At 37.6% G+C, this 25,943-nt stretch carries 20 protein-coding genes; 3 read left to right on the forward strand and 17 right to left on the reverse strand.

The genetic code is table 11. The features are described from left to right. Nucleotides 1-15 precede the first annotated feature (15 nt). Nucleotides 16-900 carry an SIR2 family protein gene (locus tag A3EE_RS0100920; protein ID WP_018341538.1) on the reverse strand — a complete coding sequence of 295 codons (885 nt, stop codon included), beginning with the start codon at nucleotides 898-900 and terminating at the stop codon, nucleotides 16-18. A gap of 154 nt (nucleotides 901-1,054) precedes the next feature. Between A3EE_RS0100920 and A3EE_RS0100925 the strand changes: the two genes are divergently transcribed. Further along, nucleotides 1,055-1,600 carry a DUF4468 domain-containing protein gene (locus A3EE_RS0100925; protein ID WP_018341539.1) on the forward strand — a complete coding sequence of 182 codons (546 nt, stop codon included), beginning with the start codon at nucleotides 1,055-1,057 and terminating at the stop codon, nucleotides 1,598-1,600. 107 nt (nucleotides 1,601-1,707) lie between these two features. Here the strand turns inward: A3EE_RS0100925 and A3EE_RS0100930 are convergent, their stop codons facing one another. The 14 genes from A3EE_RS0100930 to A3EE_RS19825 all read right to left on the reverse strand — a co-directional run bounded on the left by A3EE_RS0100930 (nucleotide 1,708) and on the right by A3EE_RS19825 (nucleotide 20,841). Continuing rightward, entirely contained in the window at nucleotides 1,708-2,892 is a 1,185-nt protein-coding gene (locus A3EE_RS0100930; RefSeq protein ID WP_018341540.1) for a Pycsar system effector family protein, read from the reverse strand. A gap of 5 nt (nucleotides 2,893-2,897) precedes the next feature. Then, complete coding sequence (locus tag A3EE_RS0100935) at nucleotides 2,898-6,569, reverse strand: BamA/TamA family outer membrane protein (RefSeq protein WP_018341541.1); 3,672 nt, start codon at nucleotides 6,567-6,569, stop codon at nucleotides 2,898-2,900. A gap of 1 nt (nucleotide 6,570) precedes the next feature. Further along, nucleotides 6,571-7,389, reverse strand: a complete 819-nt coding sequence (locus A3EE_RS0100940) for an SdiA-regulated domain-containing protein (protein ID WP_018341542.1) — start codon at nucleotides 7,387-7,389, stop codon at nucleotides 6,571-6,573. Beyond that, nucleotides 7,386-9,668: a hypothetical protein gene (locus A3EE_RS0100945; RefSeq protein ID WP_018341543.1), complete on the reverse strand. Its 2,283-nt coding sequence runs from the start codon at nucleotides 9,666-9,668 to the stop codon at nucleotides 7,386-7,388. The genes A3EE_RS0100940 and A3EE_RS0100945 overlap by 4 nt, the downstream gene beginning before the upstream one ends. 177 nt (nucleotides 9,669-9,845) lie before the next feature. Continuing rightward, nucleotides 9,846-10,985 carry a DUF748 domain-containing protein gene (locus A3EE_RS0100950; RefSeq protein WP_018341544.1) on the reverse strand — a complete coding sequence of 380 codons (1,140 nt, stop codon included), beginning with the start codon at nucleotides 10,983-10,985 and terminating at the stop codon, nucleotides 9,846-9,848. Nucleotides 10,986-11,289: 304 nt separating this feature from the next. Beyond that, nucleotides 11,290-11,880 (reverse strand): hypothetical protein, encoded by a 591-nt coding sequence (locus A3EE_RS0100955; RefSeq protein WP_018341545.1) that lies wholly within the window; start codon nucleotides 11,878-11,880, stop codon nucleotides 11,290-11,292. An 85-nt stretch (nucleotides 11,881-11,965) separates the two neighbouring features. After that, the gene (locus A3EE_RS0100960; protein ID WP_018341546.1) at nucleotides 11,966-12,319 is read right to left on the reverse strand and encodes a hypothetical protein; all 354 of its coding nucleotides are present in this window, start codon (nucleotides 12,317-12,319) and stop codon (nucleotides 11,966-11,968) included. Then, on the reverse strand, nucleotides 12,316-12,762 hold the full coding sequence (locus A3EE_RS0100965; RefSeq protein WP_018341547.1) for a hypothetical protein: 447 nt from the start codon (nucleotides 12,760-12,762) through the stop codon (nucleotides 12,316-12,318). Before A3EE_RS0100965 ends, A3EE_RS0100960 begins: the two co-directional genes overlap by 4 nt. 113 nt (nucleotides 12,763-12,875) lie before the next feature. After that, nucleotides 12,876-14,597 (reverse strand): biosynthetic-type acetolactate synthase large subunit, encoded by a 1,722-nt coding sequence (gene ilvB, locus A3EE_RS0100970; RefSeq protein WP_018341548.1) that lies wholly within the window; start codon nucleotides 14,595-14,597, stop codon nucleotides 12,876-12,878. Between the two features lie 16 nt (nucleotides 14,598-14,613). Continuing rightward, nucleotides 14,614-16,302 carry a dihydroxy-acid dehydratase gene (gene ilvD / locus A3EE_RS0100975; protein WP_018341549.1) on the reverse strand — a complete coding sequence of 563 codons (1,689 nt, stop codon included), beginning with the start codon at nucleotides 16,300-16,302 and terminating at the stop codon, nucleotides 14,614-14,616. A gap of 8 nt (nucleotides 16,303-16,310) precedes the next feature. Then, complete coding sequence (gene leuB, locus A3EE_RS0100980) at nucleotides 16,311-17,393, reverse strand: 3-isopropylmalate dehydrogenase (RefSeq protein WP_033417390.1); 1,083 nt, start codon at nucleotides 17,391-17,393, stop codon at nucleotides 16,311-16,313. A gap of 167 nt (nucleotides 17,394-17,560) precedes the next feature. Further along, entirely contained in the window at nucleotides 17,561-18,169 is a 609-nt protein-coding gene (gene leuD, locus A3EE_RS0100985; protein ID WP_018341551.1) for a 3-isopropylmalate dehydratase small subunit, read from the reverse strand. Between the two features lie 58 nt (nucleotides 18,170-18,227). Beyond that, complete coding sequence (leuC, locus tag A3EE_RS0100990) at nucleotides 18,228-19,628, reverse strand: 3-isopropylmalate dehydratase large subunit (protein WP_018341552.1); 1,401 nt, start codon at nucleotides 19,626-19,628, stop codon at nucleotides 18,228-18,230. Between the two features lie 52 nt (nucleotides 19,629-19,680). Then, on the reverse strand, nucleotides 19,681-20,841 hold the full coding sequence (locus A3EE_RS19825; RefSeq protein WP_018341553.1) for a 2-isopropylmalate synthase: 1,161 nt from the start codon (nucleotides 20,839-20,841) through the stop codon (nucleotides 19,681-19,683). Nucleotides 20,842-21,342: 501 nt separating this feature from the next. Between A3EE_RS19825 and A3EE_RS0101000 the strand changes: the two genes are divergently transcribed. Both A3EE_RS0101000 and A3EE_RS0101005 read left to right on the forward strand, forming a co-directional pair. Beyond that, complete coding sequence (locus A3EE_RS0101000) at nucleotides 21,343-22,443, forward strand: vWA domain-containing protein (RefSeq protein WP_018341554.1); 1,101 nt, start codon at nucleotides 21,343-21,345, stop codon at nucleotides 22,441-22,443. A 176-nt stretch (nucleotides 22,444-22,619) separates the two neighbouring features. Beyond that, complete coding sequence (locus tag A3EE_RS0101005) at nucleotides 22,620-24,149, forward strand: P-loop NTPase family protein (protein ID WP_018341555.1); 1,530 nt, start codon at nucleotides 22,620-22,622, stop codon at nucleotides 24,147-24,149. A 100-nt stretch (nucleotides 24,150-24,249) separates the two neighbouring features. Here A3EE_RS0101005 and A3EE_RS0101010 read toward each other — a convergent pair whose 3' ends face one another. Continuing rightward, nucleotides 24,250-25,122, reverse strand: coding sequence for an aldose 1-epimerase family protein (locus A3EE_RS0101010; protein ID WP_026209523.1), 873 nt, complete (start codon nucleotides 25,120-25,122; stop codon nucleotides 24,250-24,252). Further along, nucleotides 25,119-25,901 (reverse strand): TerC family protein, encoded by a 783-nt coding sequence (locus A3EE_RS0101015; RefSeq protein WP_026209524.1) that lies wholly within the window; start codon nucleotides 25,899-25,901, stop codon nucleotides 25,119-25,121. The genes A3EE_RS0101010 and A3EE_RS0101015 overlap by 4 nt, the downstream gene beginning before the upstream one ends. Nucleotides 25,902-25,943: the final 42 nt, after the last annotated feature.

Here is a 25,943-nt window from a genome sequence, read left to right on the forward strand (position 1 = left end):
CTTCCGCTTTTTATTTTAAGAACGAATCTTCTTCAATACTTTTTCATAATAACCGATGCGATTGCCGTCATTCATCGGCAGACCGACAACTTCAACTCCGCAGGCCTTTAATAATTCTAATTTGTGCTTACTTGACAGTTCATATTTTTTTGGATAGTAATAACGAATCCGGTTTGTAATTGTTAATTTATTCGTCGCCTTCATGCGTGCCCGATAGGTAAGCAGCCACCAGAGGTGCACTTCAACAACATCCAGATTCAATCCAAAAATTTCAATATCGTGTGTGAAGAAAAAATCTACCCAACTAACATGCGTAATTTTATTCTTCTTAATCCGAAGTTCTAAAGGTGAAAATCGAACATCTTTATACGTATCTTTCGTTCCGGCAACAACATAATTGCGCATGTGTTGCAGATAACCGCCATAATGTTCGAAGCCCAACGTAATCGATTGGGGTTGAGCAGCACATCCATGGATGTGCCAGAAGTTTGTTTTACCGATTTGATTTTTCCGAAACAAACTGAACAACACTTCTTTTACACTACCGATATTGTGTATTTTTTTTACCGAACCGTTAACTGCTTCTTCCAGTGTAGAATCATAATTTGTCGTGAAAATATGCTGAACACCCATAGAAGCAATTGCATGATGAATGCTATTCGGCTTTAATAAGGCAATCTTTGAAGCAATAAATTTTTTCAAGTCGTTTTCCTGAACCTTTCCCTCTGCCAATGTTTTTAAGATAATTTCCTCGTACACCAGCGGAAATGGTTTGTTCAGCATATTGGGCAATGCTTTTAATCCGGTAAACTTCGTCAGATCTTTCAGCAGATTTTCCCAGCTATAACTTGCCGTTGCATTATTAATATCGTTGCCGATTAAAAAAACGGTATTTTTCATAACAATCAAATACGGATGTTTCCTCTACAAGTTGACACACTTTTACTATTCGTGTCTTTGATCCTAAATTATTTGTACAAAAGACCACAATACGAAGATTTGATTTTTATTTGAAAAATAATTTAAGTATCATTAAGTATTAAAATAATCACATATGAAAAACAGTATACTTACTTTACTTATTGCATTTGGACTGAGTTTAAATGTATTCGCTCAAAATCTTCCTGTAGATGCAGGTACAGGTAAAATTACTTACTTACAAGTAGTCGATGCTGCCGGAGTTAAACCTGCAGATCTTTTAAAAGTTGTAAAAGACTGGGCAACCAAGCAAGGTTTTACACTTAAAGAAGAGACAGCCGACAAGCTCGTATACAATGCTTCTACAACAGTTGATTATCCAAATATCAATGGCTCTGCTACAGAAAAGAGTGCTGTTACATTCACGCTTTCTGTTTTCATTAAAGATGGTAAGTACCGTTACATAGCAACAGACTTTGTTCACGCAGGTGATATTAAAACTAAAGCTGCTGGTGGTAAACTTGAAAATGTAACGCCTGACTGTGGTGCTACAAAAATGACAAGTAAGTCGTGGGTATTGATTAAGAACAAAACAAATTCAAACCTGGTAGCTTTAACAGATGATTTGAAACGTGTTGTAAAAGAATTCCAAAACGATCCGGCAAACAAATCGGATTGGTAGAAGTTAGTGATCAGAAGACAGTGGTCAATTGTCAGTCAAGACATAAAAAAAGGAGTTCCGCCAAATGGTGGAACTCCTTTTTTTATGCTAGCTAAACTCTTTATGCGTTACAACGGTATCACTACAAATACAAACGACAATACAGAAATAATAAATCCGAACATAAAAAAACTGTAAGCGATACGGAGCATCTTATATTTTTTGCCAAGCACCACACCTAAATGATATATATCACGGGTCATACTTCCGTATAAAAAATCATTATCATTCATTACCTGCTTAATACCCCATTCATAATCTTCCAATTTCATTTTATAAAAATTTCCGAAGAATAATAAGTTCGCACGTTTCTTCTCAATATCTTCTTTGCTGAATACACCGCTTGTTACATTCGGACGGGTAACAAAAATTGAAAATACAATTGTTGTAAGCGATGTAAACAACAGCAACATGGTAGGAATCAAAAACCGCGGGTCGGTATCCAGCTTTCTAAACAACACTGTTAACAATACAGATATGATGATGGAATTTACTGTGATCATGATGTTGGCTTTGTTGTCCGCCATCTCACTTAAGCGCAGGTGATTGGTTGAAGTCGTGCGGAACATCGTCTCCACACCTCTATTCACTTTCTCCTTATCTTTGTTTTTATCTTTATCTTCTTTGCCCGTTTCTTTCTTTGAATCTTCCATATCTTTTTCTGCTTGTTTTTCTACTATTGCCTGAATGTTTTTTTCTAATCCCGGCTGAAGGATTTTTTTACAATAATCTGTCTTGTATGTTTGCTTCTTTAGAAAGATCAACGAAAAGGTTCGCCACTCCGAACCGCTAAGCTCTTTATTCAATAAGATCTCAACTTCTTTGCGAACTTTTTTATTGTTGTTTTTAAAATGATCCGTTCCCAGATCATACAGATCGGCGTCGCAAATAATTTCTTCCAATAAATTAGTAGGGTTCTGCGGCATTTTTGTTGCCTGTATACAGCCTTCAATTTTTGAAATAAATTCTGCGCTTGCCTGTTCTTTTGATAAAAATTCTTTTGCAATTTTTATTGAAGCTTCTTCATGATTTTCTCTTCCGGAAATAAGATAACCCACATCATGCAGCCATGCCGCAACAAGCACTACGGCAAGATCCTCTCCATGTAGTTTATAGTGTGCAGCAATTTCTGCTGCTGCTTTCACCGCATGTTCTGTATGTTCCAGATTATGATAATAAAGCTCTTTATCCGTATCCGCATAAAGTTTGCGAACATACTTTTCTGCTTTGTGTATCAATGATTCTTCATGCATAAAAATTACAATTTAACGCCTAATGAAATATACGGCAATACGCCTTCTTTTGAACATCCAAGTGTCAGATTTACAACCAGCATTTTTGCTGGAGCGATATAAAAACCTCCTCCATAGCCATCATGCCATTGACCAGATTCTTCTCCGTGTGCCCATACTCTTCCAAGATCATTAAAAGCAATTAAGCCAATAGAGCCGGGGAAAAGATACGATGTAAAATCAAATAATTTTAAACGCATTTCGATGTTGTAAAAGAATTTGCTGTTTCCGGCAAAACGATAATTTCTATATCCTCTCAAATTTGTACTTCCTCCTAAATAACACATTTGAAAATAGTACGGATCTCCCACATTAATGCCGCCGCCAAAATGATTGATAAGCACAAAACGTGGATCTTTATGAAAGCTTGTATACACAGTCATATCGGTTTCAAAACGACCGAAACGTTGATTGTGTTCGTCCAGTTGCTGCATGCCTGTAAGAAACGTATTCCAGTATACTCCGCGAATGGGCATGAATTCTGAATTCCGCGTGTCCAATTGAAATCCGCCGATCAATCCGGCAAATATTTTTTTTGTAAATACATTTTCATCCGGATTGGCGGCATCATACACATTGATATACCTTCCAACATTCTCCATCGAATCGGTTGCATAGTATTGTCCGATCAAGCCGCCATACACTTTAAACGTACGCGCAAAAGTATGTTCAAGTTTTATTTGAGCCGTAATCAAATTGTAACGTGTACGGTAATAGGTAATCGGTTGCTCACCCATTTTTATATACTGCGTTTCGTTCCCTACACCAAAAAAGTTGGAAACGTTATCCGGTGCCCGTGCATCAAAATTAATTTTCAAATCATTTTTACCTATCACATTTACAAAGTGTCCATAGTATTTAACATTGGTAGCTTTAGTAGCCAATGCATGACCAAGTAACAAGCGGTGTCTCTGTGCATACGGCTCTTTCCTAAAACCATATTTGGTGTACTGCAAACCCGCGCCTAACCATATTCCGTCATCTACATTGTATCCACCGCTTGCCTGTGGAAGCAATTGATTATATTTAAATGTGCGGCCGTTATACTCATTAATAGAAGGATCTGTACTTTTATGAACAACTGCCTTTGACCATTTTGGAAATGCATTGTTTTTATCGGAACGATCATACACAACAATGTTTGTTCTGCTATGTATGGATTTTGAAATATTGAATGAATCTTTTTCCGCTCCTCCGATCATACGCACTTTAATGGATGATCGACCTTTGCCTGTTACATCAAACACATCATCGCCATCTCTTCCATACAAACGAATTTCTTTGGTTACTTTTTTATTGAATGTGCGTTCATAAAAAATATTCCCTTTACTTCCGTCTTTTTTGATTTTATAAACCTTTAGAACGATATCTCCATGATTCTGATAATTCACTTCAAAATAATCGTCTTTATCTGAACCTGGAATTTCGACGGTATGTGCTAAAAAAGCATAATACTTCAATCCTTCTTTTAATAAAGCATTTCTTCGTGCAATTAAATTCGCGCGTATCTGTTCGCCATATTGTGCATATACGGTATCCGGCAATTGATTTACTGCAGCTGCTAAGATCGAATCTGTTAAGGTTTGCTGTACATGCTTCAATACAACGATCCATTCGGCTTCACTTAATTCATTCAAAAAGAAACGGTCGAAATATTTTGCATTAAACATAAAGCCGTTCACATCTCTGATCTTGGCATCAAATCCCTGAATCTTTGGCATGATCCATTTACGTGCAGCAATGTATGGAAGTAGTCCGGAATTTATAAAATACGTTTGATCCCGATCTCTTGGAATTGGCGAGTAAATATTTTTTTTGCCATCGACTCTTTTCTCCCATCGCCATTGGTCTTCATGCCGATCCCAATCGCCAATAAGCAGATCCAGCATACGCGCTGTGAGCACTGCCTTTTCATCAATGAGATTGTCGTTGTCTTCCTGAAGCTTTTCTAATACTTTAGCCGTGTTATATGTTTTTGCTCCATCATCTGATGCCGGTTCACGTTCTTCAAATACACATACGGTATTGGCAAACTCGGTTCGATAAATTCCTAAAGCAGGATCATTCGGAACAAATACAATTTGAGGATTCGCATGTGGTACATTTAACTCTTCAGCAAGAATAGGAACTGTCAACGGTGCATAAGGCTGTGCTGCAGAGATCTGATCCTGTACAATTGTTTTAGCTACTGTTCCGCGCAAATTGTCCGGCAATGCTTTTGCAGGATCTTTTTGAACCGTCCTCAACACCCATTCTTTACCTGTAGAATCAACCAGGCGCAACGATTTCGTTTGCTGTCCTCCTCCCTGTTGCAAAATTTCCAATCCTTCTTTTTGAATATAAAAGACTTTAAGTGTTACAGGTGTAGCCCATGACGTACGATAATTATCGCCAAACCAAAATCGATGTGCGTTGTTAACCTCATTGTATTCCGGAGCAATAGCAACTGTGATGCTATCTTGCTGAATACAGGCTATATTTTCAAGAGAAGCCGTTTTAGGTAATTGTACGATTGGTAAAATCGTGTCGTAAACAATCTTATAATTCGATTGTTCATCTACTGCATACATTATGATCTGCTCGCTGCCATCTGTTCTGTATACAACTTCAACAAAACCTCTTTGATCCGTTACGTAGGCAGCGTTCTTTCCTTTCTTAACCCGTTCTCTGTTAATGCCCGATCCACTGACAATATAATTTTGTTTGCCTTCCTGAATATGCTGTAAGGAATGATCGTGACCACCTGCATAGATTACATCCGGAGCAATAGACATGGCGTCTTCAATACGCTTCACCATGTTTCTGTATTCCGGGTGTTTCAGATCCTGAATGTTACCAAACGTGCCGCGTACCAATGGATACAGTGAACCTAAAACAGGTAAAGGAATGTAGGCATTCTTTGACATTTCTGTAAAAGGAAAAATATGCTGCTTCCAGGTGTAGTAGCCACCATGAATACCATAACTACGCATGGGCTGATGCGATGTGAAAACAATCCGTTTGTTTCTATTGCGATAGGCAATGTCTTTTAACGCATTAATTACATCGTCTTCGGTTTTGCAATTGCAACCATTATCAATGCCCGGTTTTTCAAACGGATGCAGCCACCACTGTGTATCCAGTATCACGAACACCAGACTATCATTGATGTGGATCTCTTCCGGACCGGGACAACCTTCTTTGGGAAGAAAAAATATATTGTCTTGATGTAAACTATCTATCCACGCTGCTTCACGCTTAATCCGTTCCCAGCCTTCCGGACCGCTTTTCTGCCAGTCGTGGTTGCCGGGGATCATATATACTTTTGCAGCATAAGACTCAAAAGGTAATAATTGCTTTGATAATACTTCTACATATTCTGCATAATTATTATCTTCTTTATCAGGCAATCCCTTTTCATAAATATTGTCGCCGAGAAATAAGATCGTTGTTGTGCTATCTGATCTGTTTACATGATTTGCTACAGCATCTGAAACAATGCTCTTTCCATTCAACAGTCTGCCTGCATCACCGATCAATATGAATCGATGAACAATGCCTGACGTATCTGTCTGAGCACATACAGATGCAGAAAGGAATAATATCCCCGATAAAAAAATAAATTTCAGTATACGCACATGTTGCTTCAGTAAAAGCATATCAATTAGATAAAATAGGTATTTGAATAAGTGTAGGCGATCCACCTCCGCCTTCATTTGTGATGTACAGATTTCCTGTTGGGTCGAATGTTATCCCTTCGGGTTGTAGAAAATACGTTCGATCCAATTCATATTCTGCAAGCAGTTTCCAGTCTGAATTTAATACGATCAATCGTTTTTCAATGGAAGCCAATAAATAAATATCTTTTGAAACAGGATGAATAGCAACTGCGGATGGGTGAAGCAGTGCGGTACTTTTTAAATCGCTCCAGGATAACACGTGTTCTTTTTTATTGGCATATGTTCCATCCGACGCATTTATAGTATAGGTAACCGTCTGCTTTTCTTTCGCACCCGTTTTCGAATGTTTCGGAATCAATACTACTGTGTTTGATACAACATCGACATAAAATGATTCATACTCGGCTTTAGGACCTGTATAGGAAAGTATTTCCAGTGTGCCGTCAAAGTTCAGTTTATAGATTTTACCATCACTGCGCAAAATATAGATCGTCTTTTCATACACTTGGATTTCTTCGTAGTCTCCTGCATCTTCAAAATCAAATTTATTTGTAATGCGGAAGTTTTGAGGATCTAACAAATACATAATGCCTTTTTCATCGTTAACTGCTACAAATGAATTTGAATCTGCCCAATATGCTATGCCGGAAATCTCTTTTAAGGGATGCTCCAACTCCACTTGCTTCATTTGAGCATAATCATATCCTTTAATATTGATGGGAGCATTTTTATCTGCAGCGCAGGCAGCTAACAAAACAATCGAACAAAAAAACTGAATGTATTTTTTTCTAAAAATCATATGTTTTTTCCTTTCATTGTTACCCGAATGGCTTTTAATCCAACGACCCCTTGCAGATCTTCCAGATCTAAATATTCAACTTCTTGCATAAGAAGCCCTTGTTGAATATACTTTTGAATTGCTTGTGCATACACATCAATTTCGCTTGCATATAAATATACAATCGCAATTTTGTTCGGCTGCGTCAGGCGTTCTTTGGTATTCAATACGCTGACTTTATCAATTCGTTTTTTTATAACTTCATATCGAATGCTGTATGAACCTTCTACGTCAAACCGATGTTCGTCTGCCCTGAAACGAATATCAAGCGGACTTGTATGTGCAAGGATCAATTGCGTTGTCTCTAGTTTATAGGGAAGTTTATCATGTAACGACGCAGCAATCAATCCCATGTTCAGCATGGTATCAAGTTCCCATTCTTTTATTTTCAGAATCATTTCGTCTGTAACAACAATATCCGGACTCAATGATTGGCCTGCATAGATTGTATATTCCCAGCCGTCTGTTCTGAATTTATCAAAGTAAACCGGAATGCTTTTTTTCAGCTTTTGCTCTTGAGTATCCAATACATCTTTCAAAGCATTATTGATACTGAAAAGGCTTTGTTCATAATTGATTTCCTCTTCATGCAAAAAATCCATTTCTATTTCGGCATCCGGATAATTATCCAACAAATCCTGCGATGCCTTTTCAATAAATAACCGGAGGTTTAATTCCTGTTCATCTGCAAGCGGATTTTCAATGGTGTCTTTCCATTGTCTCAGATCTTTCTTAGAAGTAGTTTTCGTATCTCCATACTTCGAAAGAATTTTTTCAACTTTCTTTAAATGATCTTTTGAATCCTTTCTTAAAGCCTTTTGTCGGGCAACAGAAGAATTTTTTATATCAATGGCCCCATAAAAAGGTGTAAGTTCTTTAAATGAAATATCCGGCAACTTTGCATTGGGAGCCTTTTGCATGGTGTTCCACGCAACTTCATTGAACTTCCATTCTACTGCCGGCTGAATCGCTGTGTAATTATGCATGATGAATGATTCCATCTGCTCATGCAGTTTATTGGTTTGGTAAACAATAAACTCAGCAAACATCGGCATAGCAGATTCTATCTTGCGTACATCTTCCGCTGTAACCTGTTCATTTTCATAACTTGCCAACTCGATGATACCAACCAGGTCTTGTTGGTGAAATACCGGAATAATAGAAAAATTTTTAACGCCTTCTTCTTTTAAATAATTTTTAAGTTCGTCACATACTTCATTGGATGGTTCTTTGAATATCTGAATAGGGAATTCATATGCTTCGATACACATGTCAATAAAACGTCCTAAAAATTCATTCAATTCGGCAGTCGACAAATGCTTCTGTAATATTTTAAATAGTATACTTGAATAATTAAACGACTTATGATAAAATATTTTTTTATTGATATCAATGAGCGGAAGAATTCCTACTTCAAGATCTTTTTTCTGTAATAATGAAAGTGTATTGTTCTTGATCTGTATGAAGGTGTCTTTGCGAGACAGGGTATGCATGGTAGCTACATTGTCACTTAATTGATTGAGGGATTCAAAGAGGGTTTCATCTTTAATTGTAAATAAGATGAAACCCTCTAAACCAAAACCCGCAAGCGGTAATTGATCTTTCATTTCTTTAATGGATTGAATATTTCCTTTGGCATATTCGATCCATTCGTCATTTAATTCCGGAAGTGTCCCCGCATAATTAATTTGTACAAACTGATTGTTTGTTATAAAATGATAATGACGCTTAAACCCTTCACTATCGTCTGTTAAACGCAGCAGCGTTTGTGATGAATCCAATGCAATATCATTGATCCCATAACATTTATATAGAATATCTCTATACAATCGTCTTGCATATTCTTCATTTACGAAACTATCGTGCAAATGCAGTTTTAAATTTCCATCGGTATCTGAAATGAGTTGCTTAAACTCTTTTGAATAAGAAAAAAACTTCATCGGTGACGAAGGAGTGCCGATTGCATACAGATGATTTGTACCCTGAGAAGGAATGTGATTGATGTGAATCAGATTGATCAGGTCAGTGAACGGATCAAGTACCGACCAGTTTTTTATTGGTTCAAGCAATACAGGGTTTGCATATAATATTTCAGCAATAGATTTAAGATATGACTTGTAAATAAAATTGTCTGATTCCTTTATCTGCGTTTCAATAAAATTCAAATACGGCTTAAAAGATAACTCCCAATGCAGTGAAAAGGCAAAGCGAAAAGGAACATTAACTGATAGCGTTTTCAATAGAATTCTATTTAAAATAAATTACCCTTGTATCAACAGTTATTATGTTGCTGATACAAGGGTAATTTAAGTATTTTTTTGATTTGGCAGTTAAATGGAAGATCTAAATCTTATAGCTTCCGAATCATTTTGCAAAATGTGTCATTTTTAGACTTCCCCAAACAATATTATTCCTTCTCATTCGTCTTTCTTCTCTTTCACTTTAAAAAACAAAAACTTCTTCTCGTTCTCTTCACCGTTTTTATTGAAAGAAACCGAATCATCAATTGTTTTTTTATACGCTTCTATAAAGGCATTTTTCACAACACGCACAACTGTAGTGAATATATCCGTATCTATTTTCTGATCCAGCTTCCCTTTAATAGGGATTTTGGTAGCAAAACGATCTTTAGGCTGATTTTTAAATACAGCAAACGTTGTACCGATTGCTGCCTGCCATAATTTTTGCATCACAGTAGGACCATCTTCATTCCAATCTAGTACATCAACATCTTCAAGAACAGGCTTTACATAACCTTCTACATTTGCATCTTTCACTGACATTTCACTGTAGATCGACAATCTTCCCTTTTCAAAATCGAACTTGCCATAGGCCTTCGCAAAATTATTTAATGCTTTAAGATTAATATTTGTAAACTCCATATTAATATCTGCATCCGGCGTTTGTTTCATTACATTCATATGTCCCTTCAAAGAAAGTGCTCCGCCGCCAATTGAACTTCCTGTTATTGTCAATTCTGAAGGTAAAGGTTTTTCTTTATCTTCAACATTTGAAAGGTTTGTTGCATGAAGGTCAAGTTGGTTTATAAAAATATCAACCTTTGGTGTTGCATGAAAATCGTTGTATTTAATTATGCCATTATGTATGTGAAAGCGGTTAATTTCAATAGGCAATAATTTATCCAATGGCTCCGTCCAGTCAGTTCCAGCACCCGTTTGAGATGTTTCCTTTGTTGGGCCTGCAACAAAATTTAACGTCGGATCAACAAATTTAACTTCTGCTTTAACAGCGCCTTTAAATAAAGCCGCCCATTCTATAGACAAATCAATTGTGGGTGCAATTAAAAAAGGTACAGGAACTTTGCCAGTAGTTTTATTAATCTCCAGTCCGTTGATCACATAAGCACCGCGTATCAGCCAGATATCGACGTCCTCTACATGGCCACTGTATTCGCCCATATCAGCTAGTGTTTTGTTTAGATAATTTTTAACAATGGTTGGAAGTAATAAGCGAAAAATGATCAACGCGATAATAATAACTGAAAGAGTAATCGTAACGATTTTTTTCTTTTTTGATAAATTTTGGAAAAAGGCCATAACTGCGTCATTTTAATTGTAATAAATTATATACCCCTGAAAGTGCCTTGTATAAGCGCATTCAGAAGACCTTATATTAATTTACAATTAAATTATTTTATTGATGAAATATTTTGAAAAATAAATTTACAACATGGAGATGTTGTAAAAGTTGATTGTAATGATATAACTACAGTAAAAAAATGGTTCGTATTTTATATTATGGTTTCTCAAACCTATGAGGTTTTATATCCATCACCTTTACTCATCGAATCATCATTTCTTTAAATTAGAGAAACTTCATAGGTTTTGTCTGTTATAATTTTTATTTTTTATTTGCAAACAATACAAATGAACTCGACACAACCGCCACAACCCAAATAGTACCGCTTACAGATAAGCCTGCAATTACGTAGCCTGTACAGCCATGCTGAATAAAATAATTTTTTGTTAGCACAGCAATCGGAAAACAGAATGGCCAAAAGAAAGATACATACAACGCAGCTGGCCACATGTTGTCTCCTTCAATTTTTTTCAACGGAAGAATGTTCTGAACAACTTCTACAATAAGCCCACCGGGCATGCCTAAGATTAAAATACTTATACCTATAATAACTGCAGCAATAATTAAAGATGTTATAAATTCTTCCTGAAAAGGCTGAATAAATTCATGGGTATTCATTGCACTATGTTTTACACTTGATGCAACTTTATAAATAAGTCCGCTTTGCTGTTGTTCTTTTTTTAGTATATAAATAGAGACTACATTATAACTTACATATAGTGCTGCACATAACAATAAAATATTACGGATACGTGCGCCTGTTCCTTCCGGTACAAACTTGTGATCTACAAAGAACATGATGCTGTATAGGATGAAGAGCGCGTTTGCGATGAGGATAAGAATGTATTTCATGAGAATGTTAAGCAATATCCAAGCATCGCCGAGAGCAATAAGCTTATCATCTTAAATTATAATTTAACTTTGTTCAAAGTTGTACTTAAAATTCGTCTTTTAGTATGTCATTGAATATATCATCTATTCCCAAAACCTTATCGGAAAGAATTTGATATAATTCTCTGAAGGATTCTATTCCTTCTTTAGTTTTTATATCTTCAGATGAATATGTAACATAAGTAAATCCTTCCCATTCCATATTTGTTGAAAGTTGTTTAATATCTAACTCATCGGTAGGATACAAGTGAAGAAAATATTCTTCTTCATCGTCTAATTTTGCAATAGACCATTTATGCTTTTTGTCATAAATAAAAAAATATTCCCTATTTTTTCTAATGATATCACTAATTTTAGACTGATTAGTAATCATTGTGTTAATTACTTGAATTATTTTCATGATTTGTGTTCTTTTTTTGTATCAAAAATTTCATTGTAACTTGAAACATCAATATTTCTTACACTTTCTTTTAATTCACTTACTAAACTTCTTTTTTTAGGCTCAGTCAAAATTTTAGGATTAGAAGTGTAATTTGCTAGTTTTCCAAGTTGCTCATGTAACTCTTTTTTTAATTTTTTATTTCCTAATATTTGCCCTTCAATATCATGTAGAATATTTATCACTTCTGCTTTTTGCGAAACATCACCAGTGTTATAATCATTTAATCGTTCAATTTTAAACTTAAGTTCTGTCAAAGAAAGTTGATTGGAATAACTCAGAATGAAATTTATAGCTGATGATATTTTTTCTTTATTAAAGAAAAAAACATACAGTGCTGTTATTGATACAGCAATCGTAAATATATTTGCTAGGAAATTAGTCCAAAAATCAATTTCTTTCATTGTTCAAATTTATGAATAAAAATATTTTAATAAATAGAAAATATAGTTTCATTAATTTAATAAAGAAAGACAGCCTTATCAAGCTGTCTTTCCTTTTTATATCTCACGAATAATTACTTCGTTACTTTTTCTGCTTGTGCCTTTGCAGGATAGTAGATCGTTTCTGAAAGCGATGTGCCTGGCGCAACCATTGGCAATACATTTTCTTCTTTCATTACGTATGCGTGTATCAAATACGGACCTTTGTGATCGTGTGCAGTTTGAATTGCCTTCTTCAAGTCTTCTGTATTGTCTACATAACATGAATCCATGCCGCACGCTTTTGCAAGCATTACAAAGTCCGGATTCAATAAGTTTACACCACTGTAGTTTTTAGAATAGAATTGTTCCTGCCACTGACGTACCATTCCTAAATAATTATTATCTAAGATTAAGATCTTCACCGGCCATTTCTCCTGAACACAGGTAACCATTTCCTGCATGTTCATTTGGAACGAACCATCACCTGTAATACACCATACATCGTTGAATGGCAATGCTGCCTGTGCACCCATCGCAGCAGGTAAACCAAAGCCCATAGAACCTAGTCCACCTGATGTTAAGAAGTGATTTGGTTTCAAACGCTGACAATATTGTGCAGCCCACATCTGGTGCTGACCAACGTCTGTAGAAACAACTGCAGAACGATCCAGCATTTCATCCAGCAATTGTATTGCGGACACCTGCGTGAACTTGCTGTAATCTGCTTCCTGTAATGGATACTCTTCACGCCATTCATTCAACTTTGCTACCCATGCAGCTCTGTCGCGAATGTTATTTTCTGTACGTGTATCCGGCATGCGGTCAATAACGGTTTTCAAATCACCGTTAATGAATACGTTTGTAGGAACGTTTTTACTTGACTCACTTCTATCAATATCAACGTGTATTACTTTTGCTTTTGGAGCGAAGTCTGCAAGCTTACCAGTAATACGATCATCAAAACGAATACCCCATGCAACGATCAAATCTGCATTCTGTACGGCATCGTTGCAATACTTCATACCATGCATACCCAACCATTGGAAGTACAACGGATCATCATGTTCCATAGCACCAATACCTAAGATGGTGGAGATCGTAGGAACATTTTCGCGATGTACAAATGTTCTCAATTCATCCCACGCTTTTGATAATAAAATACCATGGCCACATAAGATCAAAGGACGCTCTGCATTTTTGAATAATTCAACTGCAGCTGCAATATCCTGATCAGAGAAGTTATTTTTTACTTCACGTTCAGGTTTTACAAATTTGCTTTCCCAATCTTCATCCAATTCAACGTACTCACCTTGAATGCTTCTTGGAACGTCGATCAATACCGGACCTGGACGGCCACTAACAGAAACTCTGTATGCTTCGCTGAAAATGTCTGCTGCATTGCTAAGGTCTGTTATCAAATATGTTTTTTTCGTGATCGGGATACAGATACCTGTAATGTCCGTTTCCTGAAACGCATCAGAACCAATTAAGTGCAATGCAACTTGTCCTGTGATCGCAATCATCGGAACACTATCCGCATACGCATCCGCAATACCAGTCACAAGGTTCGTAGCACCCGGACCAGATGTTGCCAGGCAAAAACCCGGACGGCCGCTAACACGTGCATAGCCATTAGCCATGAACGCTGCGCCTTGTTCGTGACGAACAAGCACACAATTTAAACTACTATATGCGAGCGCATCGTAGATAGGCAAAATTGCACCGCCTGGATAGGCAAAAAGATCACGCGCATCCAACAATTCGATGATGCGAACAATGTACTCTGCTCCTCTTAATTTAATCTTAGGCTTCATAAAGCTAGCTTTTTAATTAATTATCGGTAACGCATCCTTCAGATGCAGAAGATACTAATTTCATATATTTATACAACACGCCAGACGTCGCTCTTGGTGCAGGTTTTACCCATACAGCACGACGTTTAGCGATTTCTTCTTCAGAAATTTTCACTTCCAAAATTCTTTTGACAGCGTCAATTAAAATGATGTCTCCATTTTGTACCAAGCCAATCGTACCACCATCTATTGCTTCCGGTGTGATGTGGCCAACTACGAAACCATGCGTACCACCAGAGAAACGGCCGTCTGTGATCAATGCACATTCATTGCCTAAACCTAAGCCCATTAATAAAGCTGTTGGCTTCAACATTTCAGGCATACCCGGACCGCCTTTAGGACCTACGTTACGAATAACGATTACCTCACCGGCTTTTACTTCATTGGCCTCTAAGCCTGCGTTTACTTCCTCTTCCGAGTTGTATACACGAGCAGGACCTTCGAAGAATGTTCCTTCTTTACCGGTAATTTTTGCAACAGAACCTTCGGGTGCAAGATTGCCATAAAGAATTTGTAAGTGACCAGTTGCTTTGATTGGGTTTTCCCAAGCATACATCAAGTCCTGATCATTCGGAAGATCTTGTGCTTCTTTTAAATTCTCTCCAACAGTTTTACCTGTTACAGTCATGCAATCTAAATGAAGCAAGTTATGTTTCGCTAACAAACGCATTACAGAAGGCACTCCACCAATAGCATCCATGTCTTCCATCATATACTTGCCGCTTGGTTTTAAGTCTGCCAATAACGGTGTTGTATTCCCGATGCGTTGAAAATCATCGATCGTTAATTTAACACCTGCAGCTTTAGCCATTGCGATCAAGTGCATTACTGCATTTGTAGAACCACCCAATACCAAAATCACGCGTATTGCATTTTCAAATGCTTTAAACGTCATGATATCGCGTGGCTTGATATCTCTTTCTAACAAAAGCATCATTGCTTTACCAAGCGCCAATGTTTCTGCTTTTTTCTTTTCACTTGTTGCAGGAGCAGTAGAAGAATATGGAAGTGTTAATCCCATTGCTTCAATTGCTGATGCCATTGTGTTTGCAGTATACATACCACCGCAAGCACCTGCGCCCGGACAAGCATTTTTAATTACACCCTGGTAATCTTCTTCCGAAATTGTGCCGGCTACTTTTTTACCCAATGCTTCAAACGCAGAAACGATATTTAGTTTCTCGCCTTTGTAGTGACCGGAGTGTATTGTACCGCCATATACCATGATTGACGGGCGATTCAAACGAGCCATTGCTATTGCAGCACCCGGCATATTTTTATCACAACCTACAACCGTTATCAATGCATCGTAGTAATGAGCCTCGCAAATTGTTTCGATTGAATCCGCGATAACGTCACGAGAAACAAGAGAGAAACGCATTCCTTCTGTGCCCATTGAAATACCATCACTCACACCGATTGTGTTGAAACCAAGTCCAACCATACCGCCACGTGTGATGCTACCTTTCACTTGTCCGGCAAGGATATTTAAGTGCATGTTACATGTGTTACCATCGAAACCTGTACTGCCAATCCCAACGATTGGCTTTTTCATATCCTCATCCGTAAAACCTGCTCCATACATCATGGCCTGAGATGCAGGCTGAGATGGATCTTGGGTTAAACGTTTACTTATTTTATTTAATTCTGTACTCACAATAATCAATGTTAAAATTATGCAACAACGCTTGCGCCTTTAGCAACTAAGTTTGCAACGTAGTCACCAACTTCAGTAGTAGAGTTTGGGTTTTCACGACGAATATCAATCGTTAAAATTCCATCTTCCATTGCTTTTTCAACTGCTGCACGAATTGCTTTCGCTTCAGCTACCATACCGAAAGAAGTCTCTAACAACAATGCCGCTGAAAGAATTGCACCGTTCGGGTTCGCGATATTTAAACCTGCACCTTCAGGGTAAGAACCATGGATTGGCTCATACAAACCAACTACACTACCTACAGAAGCTGAAGGCAACATACCCATAGAACCAGTAATTACTGAAGCTTCATCTGTGATGATATCACCAAACATGTTTTCTGTTAACACAACGTCAAAGAAAGCTGGTTGCTGAATGATCTTCATTGCTGCGTTATCAACGAACATGAAATCAAGTGTAACATCAGCGAAGTTTGCTGCATGATATTCTTTTACAACTTCTCTCCATAAACGAGACGAAGCCAATACGTTTGCTTTATCTACTAACGTAACGTGATTTTTACGTTGACGTGCAGATTCAAAAGCCAGTTTAGAGATACGAAGAATTTCATCGCGTGTGTATGTACATGTATCGAATGCCATGTTACCATCTTCGCTACGACCACGTGTACCGAAGTAAATACCGCCAGTCAATTCACGGAATACAACGAAGTCAACATTCTGTACAAGATCTGCACGTAATGGAGAAGCGTTCTCTAATATTTTGTAAGTATTAACCGGACGAATGTTTGCGAACAAACCTAAAGCCTTACGCATTGCAAGTAAACCTTGCTCAGGACGTACTTTAGCTTTTGGATCGTTGTCATATTTCGGGTGACCGATAGCGCCAAATAAGATTGCATCAGAACTTTGACAAACTTTCAATGTTTCTTCAGGAAAAGGGTTTCCTGTTGCATCAATTGCAACCGCACCAACTAGTGCTTCTGTATAATGAAATTTATGACCGAAAGTTTTTTCTACTGCTTTCAAAACTTTTAATGCCTGATCCGTAACTTCCGGACCGATACCATCACCTTTTAATACTGCAATTTTCTTTTCCATGTTAAGCGAAATGCCCAAGGCCAAAAGCCTAAGGCTTGTTTGGTGCAAAATATTTTAATTATGTTTTCTTTTTAAGCAATGATTGAGAAACATTCAATCTTACTATTAACTGTATTGGTTGTTAGAACAAAAGCTTTAGGCCTTAGGCTTTCAGCATTAAGCAATAACTAAGCCTTAAGTAAATCAAGATACTTTGAAGTCTTCTCGTACTGTTCGATCTTATCTTTAATACTCAATACATAATCGATATCATCGTAGCCGTTGATCAAACATGTTTTTTTGTATTCGTTGATCACGAAGCTTTCTTTCAAGTCTGTTCCGGTAATGGAAATTACCTGATTTACTAAATCAACATTTAATTCCTGTTTTGCATTTGCAGCTACTGCATCGAAAATGCTTTTTAAGAAAGCGTCTGATACCTGTACAGGAAGAATACCGTTGTTTAATGCATTGCCACGGAAAATATCTGCAAAGAAAGAAGATACTACCACTTTGAAACCTGCATCATCAATAGCCCACGCAGCGTGCTCTCTGGAAGAACCGCAACCGAAGTTTCTGCCAGCTACAAGAATTTTTCCGCTGTATAACGGATTGTTCATTACGAAATCTGCTTTTGGAGTACCATCTTCATTGTATCTCCAATCACAGAAAAGGCTTTTACCAAAACCTGATTTTGTAGTCGCTTTTAAGAAACGCGCAGGTATAATTTGATCTGTATCCACATCTTCAATAGGAAGGGGAACCACAGTTGATTGTATTGTTGTAAATTTTTCCATTGTTTCGGAATATTTTAAAGTCTTAAATTCTTTTAATGAATGAAATGAACGTTGAAGATTAGTTCAACATCTCACGTACATCAACAATCTTACCGCTTACCGCGATTGCTGCTGCAGTCAACGGACTTACAAGCAACGTACGTGCTCCAGGTCCTTGACGGCCTTCGAAATTACGGTTTGATGTAGATACACAATATTCACCTTTAGGAACTTTGTCTTCATTCATTGCAAGACAAGCAGAACAACCTGGTTCTCTTAATTCAAAACCCGCTTCTGCCAATACTTTATCAATACCTTCTGCGATTGCTTGTTTTTCAACTTGCTTAGAACCCGGTACGATCAATGCATTGATGTTTGCAGCCTTTTGTTTGCCTTTTACAAATTCAGCAAACTGTCTTAAATCTTCGATACGGCCGTTTGTACAGCTGCCTAAGAATACCCAGTTTACTTGTTTGCCGATCAACGAATCACCTGCATGGAAGCCCATGTAGTCAAGTGCTTTATTGAATGTTACTTTATTACTTTCTTCGATTGAATCGATAGTAGGGATATTTTTATTTACACTGATACCCATACCCGGATTCGTTCCGTATGTGATCATCGGTCCGATATCCGCAGCATCGTATTTCAATGTTTTATCGAATACAGCATCTGCATCTGTATACAATGTTTTCCAGTATGCAACTGCTTCATCCCATTTAGCACCTTTAGGAGCGAACTCACGTCCTTTGATGTAGTTGAATGTTGTTTCATCCGGAGCGATCATACCACCACGAGCACCCATTTCGATACTCATGTTGCAGATCGTCATACGTGCTTCCATAGAAAGCGCTGTAATTGCAGAACCACAGTATTCAACGAAATAACCTGTACCACCTGCTGCAGAGATCTGAGCAATTACATAAAGAATAACATCTTTCGCTGTTACGCCTTTAGCAAGTTTCCCATTGATTTCAATTTTTAATGTTTTTGCTTTTGTCTGCATCAAACATTGTGTAGCTAATACTTGCTCAACTTCAGAAGTACCGATACCAAATGCGATTGAACCAAATGCACCGTGTGTAGATGTATGTGAATCACCACAAACAATTGTCATACCCGGAAGCGTCGTTCCTGTTTCAGGACCAACTACGTGTACAACACCTTGAGATGCGTGACCTAAACCATAAAGCGTAACGCCAAATTTGTTGCAGTTATCTGTTAATTTATCAACCTGAAAACGAGATAAGTCTTCAACGATCGGTAAATTTTGTCCTTTTGTAGGAACGTTGTGATCAGGAGTTGCTAATGTTCTTTCCGGACGGAAAACACCAATACCTCTTTTTTCAATACCTGCAAATGCTTGCGGGCTTGTTACTTCGTGAATCAATTGTTTGTCGATGTACAAGATACTTGGACCATCTTTAACCTCTGTTACTACGTGTGCATTCCAAACTTTTTCGAATAAGGTCGTTCCCATTTCTATATTCAGATACTAGTGTATATTATTATTACTTAATTTCTTTCAATAATTACTTTGCGTAAACTTTGCCACGCATTAATTCGTGTAAGTTCTCGTCTTCTACTTTTCTCAAGTGATCTGCCATATCTAAGAATTGAGAATATGCCTGATCCAATTGCTCTTTAGACAACATGTAACCGATTGTTGCCAAACGGTGGTTCAATGCTGCACGGCCGCTACGTGCCGTAAGAATAATCGAAGAAGAATCTGCGCCAACAGCAGCCGGATCAATGATCTCGTATGTTTCGCGGTGCTTTAAGAAACCATCCTGGTGAATCCCTGAAGAGTGCGCAAATGCATTTCTACCAACAATTGCTTTGTTTGGCTGAACTTGCATACGCATCAACGTAGATACCAGGTGACTGATCGGGACCAATTTTTTATGATTAATCCCTGTTTCAAAACCTAGTGTGCCTTTGTGGCATTCCATTGCCATTACTACTTCTTCTAAAGCTGTATTGCCTGCACGCTCCCCGATACCGTTGATCGTACATTCAACCTGACGAGCACCATTTGTTAATGCAGCCAGTGAATTTGCGGTTGCTAATCCTAAATCGTTGTGACAATGCGCTGCTAAGATTGCTTTATCAATATTTGATACATTGTTCATCAAATATTTGATACGCTCACCATACTGCCAAGGCAACATATATCCTGTTGTATCCGGAATGTTTACTACATCTGCTCCAGCAGCAATCACAGCTTCAACCATGCGCGCAAGGAATGCTTCGTCTGCACGACCAGCATCTTCACAGAAAAATTCTACTTCATGAACAACTTTCTTAGCCTGCTTTACAGCAGCTACAGCCATTTCAAGAATATTTTCGCGGGTAGAACGAAGTTTATGTTCAATATGAATATCAGAACTGCCAATACCTGTATGAATACGGCTGCGCTTTGCAAAACGCAGTGCTTCACCAGCAATATTGATATCCGCTTCTTTGGCACGTGTAAGTGCGCAAATAGTCGGACGCGTAACTGCTTTAGTAATTTCTACAACTGAATTAAAGTCTCCTGGGCTTGATACCGGGAAACCTGCTTCGATCACGTCGACACCTAATTCGTCCAACGCTTTCGCAACGATGATTTTTTCCTCAGTGTTCAATTGACAACCCGGGACCTGTTCACCATCTCTAAGTGTTGTGTCGAAAACGAAAATTCTCTTTCCCATAATAATAATTCGAACTATTTATTTGTATTTAATGCTAGCAACCGGATTCCTGAAAACGAAAAAGCTATAAAAACATCTGATAATTAAGTCCTTTCAAACTAATCAGATAAAATCAACCGTCGTTGATTTATAATCTTTTTGTCATACTAAGAATACGGTATGAACAAAAATAGCGAAATAAGAAGGAATTTTATTCTTAAATTCCATAATTATTACGGTTTCTGACAGATCATATGGTATTGACCAAAAATATATAACATACATATATTATTTAAAATCAATATATTATAATTAAAAAATATCTCAATAAGAATTTTAAAGTATAGTTTCTAACAAGAAATCGAGGTTTTTACGCTGTTTTATAATATTTCGAAGATTGTTTCTCTGTCCCTTTGGTATAAAGGATTTGAAAAAGGTGAGGTATTTATTGGGCAAATTCAGTCTTTCATTTTTAAATTTTACTACCTTCAACTTAATTCCTCCTTTTGTTGTTATAGTGCCATGATTGGAAATCGTTTCTCAACTTATGTGCCGCCACCTTCTCAGGAAAAGGGGTTCAGCGGGCTCAATAAAATATTCCTGCATCTGCTGCAGCTCACCAATGGCAATGTGTCTGAAACATTGACCTGGATGAATGAGCTGGATCAGCAGTATAAATTTATAGACCCGGCTTATGGCATGGGTGATTTTATAAGCGATCTGAAAGAGAACGGTTTCATCACAGATGTACCTGGAAGCGGAAATATTCCGCAGCCAACCTCTAAGACCGAACAAAGTATCCGCAAATCTGCATTGGAGGAAATTTTCGGTAAGCTGAAGAAAAACTCGGTAGGCAACCACAAAATCACGCAAAGTGGTGTAGGTGATGAATTTAATTCAGACTCCAGGCCTTTTCAGTTTGGCGATACACTGGATTCCATCGACATGACATCTTCTATTCACAATGCTCAAGTAAATCACGGCATTGATGAATTCAAATTATACGATGAAGATCTGAATATCCGTGAGCGCGAACATAAGTCGTCGAGCTCTACGGTGTTGATGATCGATATCTCCCATTCAATGATTTTATACGGAGAAGATCGCATCACCCCTGCAAAAAAGGTAGCAATGGCTTTAGCAGAATTGATCAAAACAAAATATCCCAAAGACACTTTAGATATTATTGTTTTTGGCGATGATGCCTGGCCGGTTGAATTAAAGGACCTTCCTTTCTTACAAGTAGGGCCTTACCACACCAATACCTATGCGGGTTTAGAGCTGGCAATGGATATTTTACGCAGAAGAAAAACAGCGAACAAGCAAATCTTCATGATCACAGATGGTAAGCCTACCTGCATCAAAGAACATGGACGTTATTATAAAAACAGTTTCGGTCTCGATCGGAAAGTAATCACAAAAACCATGAACATGGCTGCACAATGCCGCCGCTTAAAAATCCCGATCACAACATTTATGATAGCCCGTGATCCATACTTACAGCAGTTTGTGCGCGAGTTCACCCAAACAAATAACGGCAAAGCATTCTATAGCGGTCTTGATGGCTTGGGTGATTTTGTATTTGAAGATTATATAAAGAACAGAAAGAAGAATGTTAGATAGTTTCCAGCTATTAGGTACTAGTTACTAGAAAGTGGTTCCGGTACCATCTTTCGTCAGACCACTTTTTTGTGGTCTGACGAATTACAATTAGAAATACAAAATTACTAAAAGAATTGCATTCAATATTATTAAACTAAAAAGTCTAGTACCTCGAAACTAGCGACTAGCAACTATCTATGAAGTACGACATGAAAAAGATCCGCACACTAGGCCAGTTAAAGGCTGCGGGTTATAAATCAAAAAGTGTAAAAGAAGAGATGCGTGATAATTTAATCGATGCATTAAAAAAGAAACATAATCCGTTTGTGGGCATTAAAGGTTTTGAGGATTCCGTTATCCCTCAATTACAGACTGCAATTCTTGCAAAACATAATATTATTTTATTGGGTTTGCGCGGACAGGCAAAAACGCGTATTGCACGTATGATGACGCATTTGTTGGATGAATACATGCCCGTGATCGCTTTCTCCGAATTGAATGATGATCCGTTAAAACCTTTGTCGCGTTTTGCTATCGATGCAATTGATGAGAATGGCGACAGCACCCCTATTCAATGGATTCACCGGGACGAACGTTATACAGAGAAGCTTGCAACACCAGATGTTTCTGTGTCAGATCTGATAGGTGATGTAGATCCGATCAAAGCTGCTTCCTTAAAATTAACCTACGCCGATGAGCGTGTGATTCACTTCGGATTAATTCCACGTTCGCACAGAGGTATTTTTGTGATCAATGAATTGCCCGATCTGCAGGCACGTATACAGGTAGCGTTATTCAATATGCTTCAGGAAGGCGATATACAGATCAGAGGTTTTAAATTACGTCTGCCGCTGGATATACAATTTGTGTTTACAGCAAACCCGGAAGATTATACAAACCGTGGTTCTATTGTTACTCCATTAAAAGATCGTATAGACTCACAAATATTAACACACTATCCGAAGACAATTGATATCTCGAAAGAGATCACTGCGCAGGAAGCAAACATCAGTGCACATCAACGCAAGCATGTACACATCGATGATTTGTTAAGTGTCTTAATTGAAGAGATTGCTTTCCAAGCACGCCAGAGCGAATTTGTAGATCAGAAGAGTGGTGTATCTGCACGTATGACGATCTCTGCAATGGAGAGCATCTTTAGTTATGCCGAACGCAGAATGTTTATCAATGGAGAGAAGGATACCTTTGCGCGTTTATCTGATTTGTATGCAGTGATTCCATCTATTACTGGCAAAGTAGAATTGGTGTACGAAGGAGAATTGGAAGGTATTGCAAACGTTGCGTATTTCTTAATTGGAAAAGCAATCCGTTCAGAGTTCACACATTTATTCCCGAATCCTGAAAAGCTAAAGAAGGATAAGAAAAAAGAAAATATCTATGCACCAATTATTGCATGGTTTGGCGAAGGAAATAAAGTAGATATTTTAAATGAAATGACACATGAGGCGTATGAGAAAACATTGTTGTCAATATCAGGCTTAAAAGGGTTGGTAGAGAAACATGTTCCTTCAGCTTCCGCCGAACAGCAATTGTTATTAATGGAATTTGTGTTGAACGGACTTGCAGAATTTTCTCAATTGAGTAAAAACAAACTCGACAACGAAATGCAGTTTAAAGATCTGGTGGGCTCTATGTTTGATATCAACGATACAAACGAAGATGATGAGGATGAAGAAGAGAATGGATTTGGATTCAGTAATAATTAATTTAACCGTTGGCTAAAACCAAACGGCAATGAAAGATGTGTGTAGGATTGTATTACGATATGCTCGGCTTTCATTGCCGTCCCATTTATGGGGTGATCTATTAAAACAACTCCATCGAATACGAATATTGAACTTCGCTTTCAGGTTTTAATTTTTGGATGCTTTCTTTTTTAGTGAAATCTCCCGTTGAATGAATATCGTCTGCAACGCCCATCCATGGCTCCAGACAAACAAACGGTCCAGGCTTGGACCAGATGCCAAACCACGGATAATTTTTATAATTAAAATGTAAGCCGTGAGCGGACTTCGTTGATTTTAAAGAGATGCGTTCGGAATTTAATCCGGAAACTACAATCGCATCTTTCGGACCAAATAGGTCAACTGTTAATGGTAATTTATTGTTTGTTAGTGCAACTGCTTCGGTTTCATCTCCGCGTAAGCCACCATCCAATAATATTCGGTTCAGCTTTTCAGCTTTTTCAAATTCTAAATAATAATCTTCAAATTTTTCGCCTTCTACCAATGGGCAACGGAAGCCCGGATGAGCGCCGATAGAAAAATACAATTCTTTTTGGTCGGAAGGATTATGTATGCGGTATGCAACATTTAATCTGGCATCGTCAATTGAATAGATGATGTCTAATTCAAATGCAAAAGGATATATATAGATTGTTTCGTCTGACGAAGTCAGTCTGTATGTACACGATGTGCTGGTGGATGCAATCAGCTTAAATGCACGATCGCGAGCAAAACCATGCTGCGGTAAGGAATATGCCTGCTGATTAAATATGTAGGTATTATCTTTTACTTTGCCGACAATCGGAAACAATACCGGGGCTTTGCGTGGCCAGACAGATGCTTCGCCTTGCCAAAGATATTCGATCTGATTCTGTTTATTAAAAATGCTTTGTAGTTCTGCTCCTTGATCTGAAACTTCAACTTTCATCAAGGCATTCTCCAATGTCTGGATCATAATTCTTCTTCCTGCTCTTGTTCTTTCTCTTCCTGCTCAACTGCCTTTTCTATATTTTCTCGAGTCTTATTTCTTTTGTTTGAATACATGTTAATACCTTCAACCAATAAGGAAAAGAACATAGCAAAATAAATATATCCATGAGGAATTTCATTGCCAAACCCTTCTAATATCAACATCATACCAATCATTAAAAGGAATGATAATGCCAGGACTTTAACAGATGGATGCTTATTGATGAAATCACTTATGGTCTTAGAAAAAACAAGCATAATTATTAAAGAAATAACTACAGCAACAACCATGATTTTAAAATGAACAGTCAAACCTACTGCTGCTAAAATAGAATCGAAAGAAAATACAACATCCAGCAATACAATTTGAGAAATTGCATTGCCCAGGCTTAATTTCTTTTTGTTGTCAACATCATGCTCGCCATAACCTTCTACCTTTTCATATATTTCACTTGTGCTTTTATATACCAGGAATAAACCGCCGGCTATGTGTATCAAGTCACTCCAGCTAAAGCCGATACTGAATAAATGGAATAACGCTACCTTATCCGCTTTGACTAAATAGGAAACAAAGGATAACAATACAATTCTGATTATTAATGCTCCTGACAAGCCAATGAACCGGGCTTTAGCTTGAATATTAGCATCCAATTTGTCAGAAATGATTGAAATAAAAATTACATTATCAATACCCAAGACAATTTCCATGATCGTAAGCGTGAGCAAACTCATCAAACCATAAAATGTCAAAAACTCATCAAACATACGGTTAGCTAATTAAGAAATTGAAGATACGAATTTTTCTTT

This window comes from Cytophaga aurantiaca DSM 3654 (assembly GCF_000379725.1).
GTDB lineage: Bacteria > Bacteroidota > Bacteroidia > Cytophagales > Cytophagaceae > Cytophaga > Cytophaga aurantiaca.

What these genes read in the sequence shown, in the direction of transcription:
- A3EE_RS0100920 (WP_018341538.1), bottom strand. Translation starts at nt 900, where the DNA reads ATGAAAAATACCGTTTTTTTAATCGGCAACGATATTAATAATGCAACG.
- A3EE_RS0100925 (WP_018341539.1), top strand. Translation starts at nt 1,055, where the DNA reads ATGAAAAACAGTATACTTACTTTACTTATTGCATTTGGACTGAGTTTA.
- A3EE_RS0100930 (WP_018341540.1), bottom strand. Translation starts at nt 2,892, where the DNA reads ATGCATGAAGAATCATTGATACACAAAGCAGAAAAGTATGTTCGCAAA.
- A3EE_RS0100935 (WP_018341541.1), bottom strand. Translation starts at nt 6,569, where the DNA reads ATGCTTTTACTGAAGCAACATGTGCGTATACTGAAATTTATTTTTTTA.
- A3EE_RS0100940 (WP_018341542.1), bottom strand. Translation starts at nt 7,389, where the DNA reads ATGATTTTTAGAAAAAAATACATTCAGTTTTTTTGTTCGATTGTTTTG.
- A3EE_RS0100950 (WP_018341544.1), bottom strand. Translation starts at nt 10,985, where the DNA reads ATGGCCTTTTTCCAAAATTTATCAAAAAAGAAAAAAATCGTTACGATT.
- A3EE_RS0100955 (WP_018341545.1), bottom strand. Translation starts at nt 11,880, where the DNA reads ATGAAATACATTCTTATCCTCATCGCAAACGCGCTCTTCATCCTATAC.
- A3EE_RS0100960 (WP_018341546.1), bottom strand. Translation starts at nt 12,319, where the DNA reads ATGAAAATAATTCAAGTAATTAACACAATGATTACTAATCAGTCTAAA.
- A3EE_RS0100965 (WP_018341547.1), bottom strand. Translation starts at nt 12,762, where the DNA reads ATGAAAGAAATTGATTTTTGGACTAATTTCCTAGCAAATATATTTACG.
- ilvB (WP_018341548.1), bottom strand. Translation starts at nt 14,597, where the DNA reads ATGAAGCCTAAGATTAAATTAAGAGGAGCAGAGTACATTGTTCGCATC.
- leuB (WP_033417390.1), bottom strand. Translation starts at nt 17,393, where the DNA reads ATGGAAAAGAAAATTGCAGTATTAAAAGGTGATGGTATCGGTCCGGAA.
- leuD (WP_018341551.1), bottom strand. Translation starts at nt 18,169, where the DNA reads ATGGAAAAATTTACAACAATACAATCAACTGTGGTTCCCCTTCCTATT.
- leuC (WP_018341552.1), bottom strand. Translation starts at nt 19,628, where the DNA reads ATGGGAACGACCTTATTCGAAAAAGTTTGGAATGCACACGTAGTAACA.
- A3EE_RS19825 (WP_018341553.1), bottom strand. Translation starts at nt 20,841, where the DNA reads ATGGGAAAGAGAATTTTCGTTTTCGACACAACACTTAGAGATGGTGAA.
- A3EE_RS0101000 (WP_018341554.1), top strand. Translation starts at nt 21,343, where the DNA reads ATGATTGGAAATCGTTTCTCAACTTATGTGCCGCCACCTTCTCAGGAA.
- A3EE_RS0101005 (WP_018341555.1), top strand. Translation starts at nt 22,620, where the DNA reads ATGAAGTACGACATGAAAAAGATCCGCACACTAGGCCAGTTAAAGGCT.
- A3EE_RS0101010 (WP_026209523.1), bottom strand. Translation starts at nt 25,122, where the DNA reads ATGATCCAGACATTGGAGAATGCCTTGATGAAAGTTGAAGTTTCAGAT.
- A3EE_RS0101015 (WP_026209524.1), bottom strand. Translation starts at nt 25,901, where the DNA reads ATGTTTGATGAGTTTTTGACATTTTATGGTTTGATGAGTTTGCTCACG.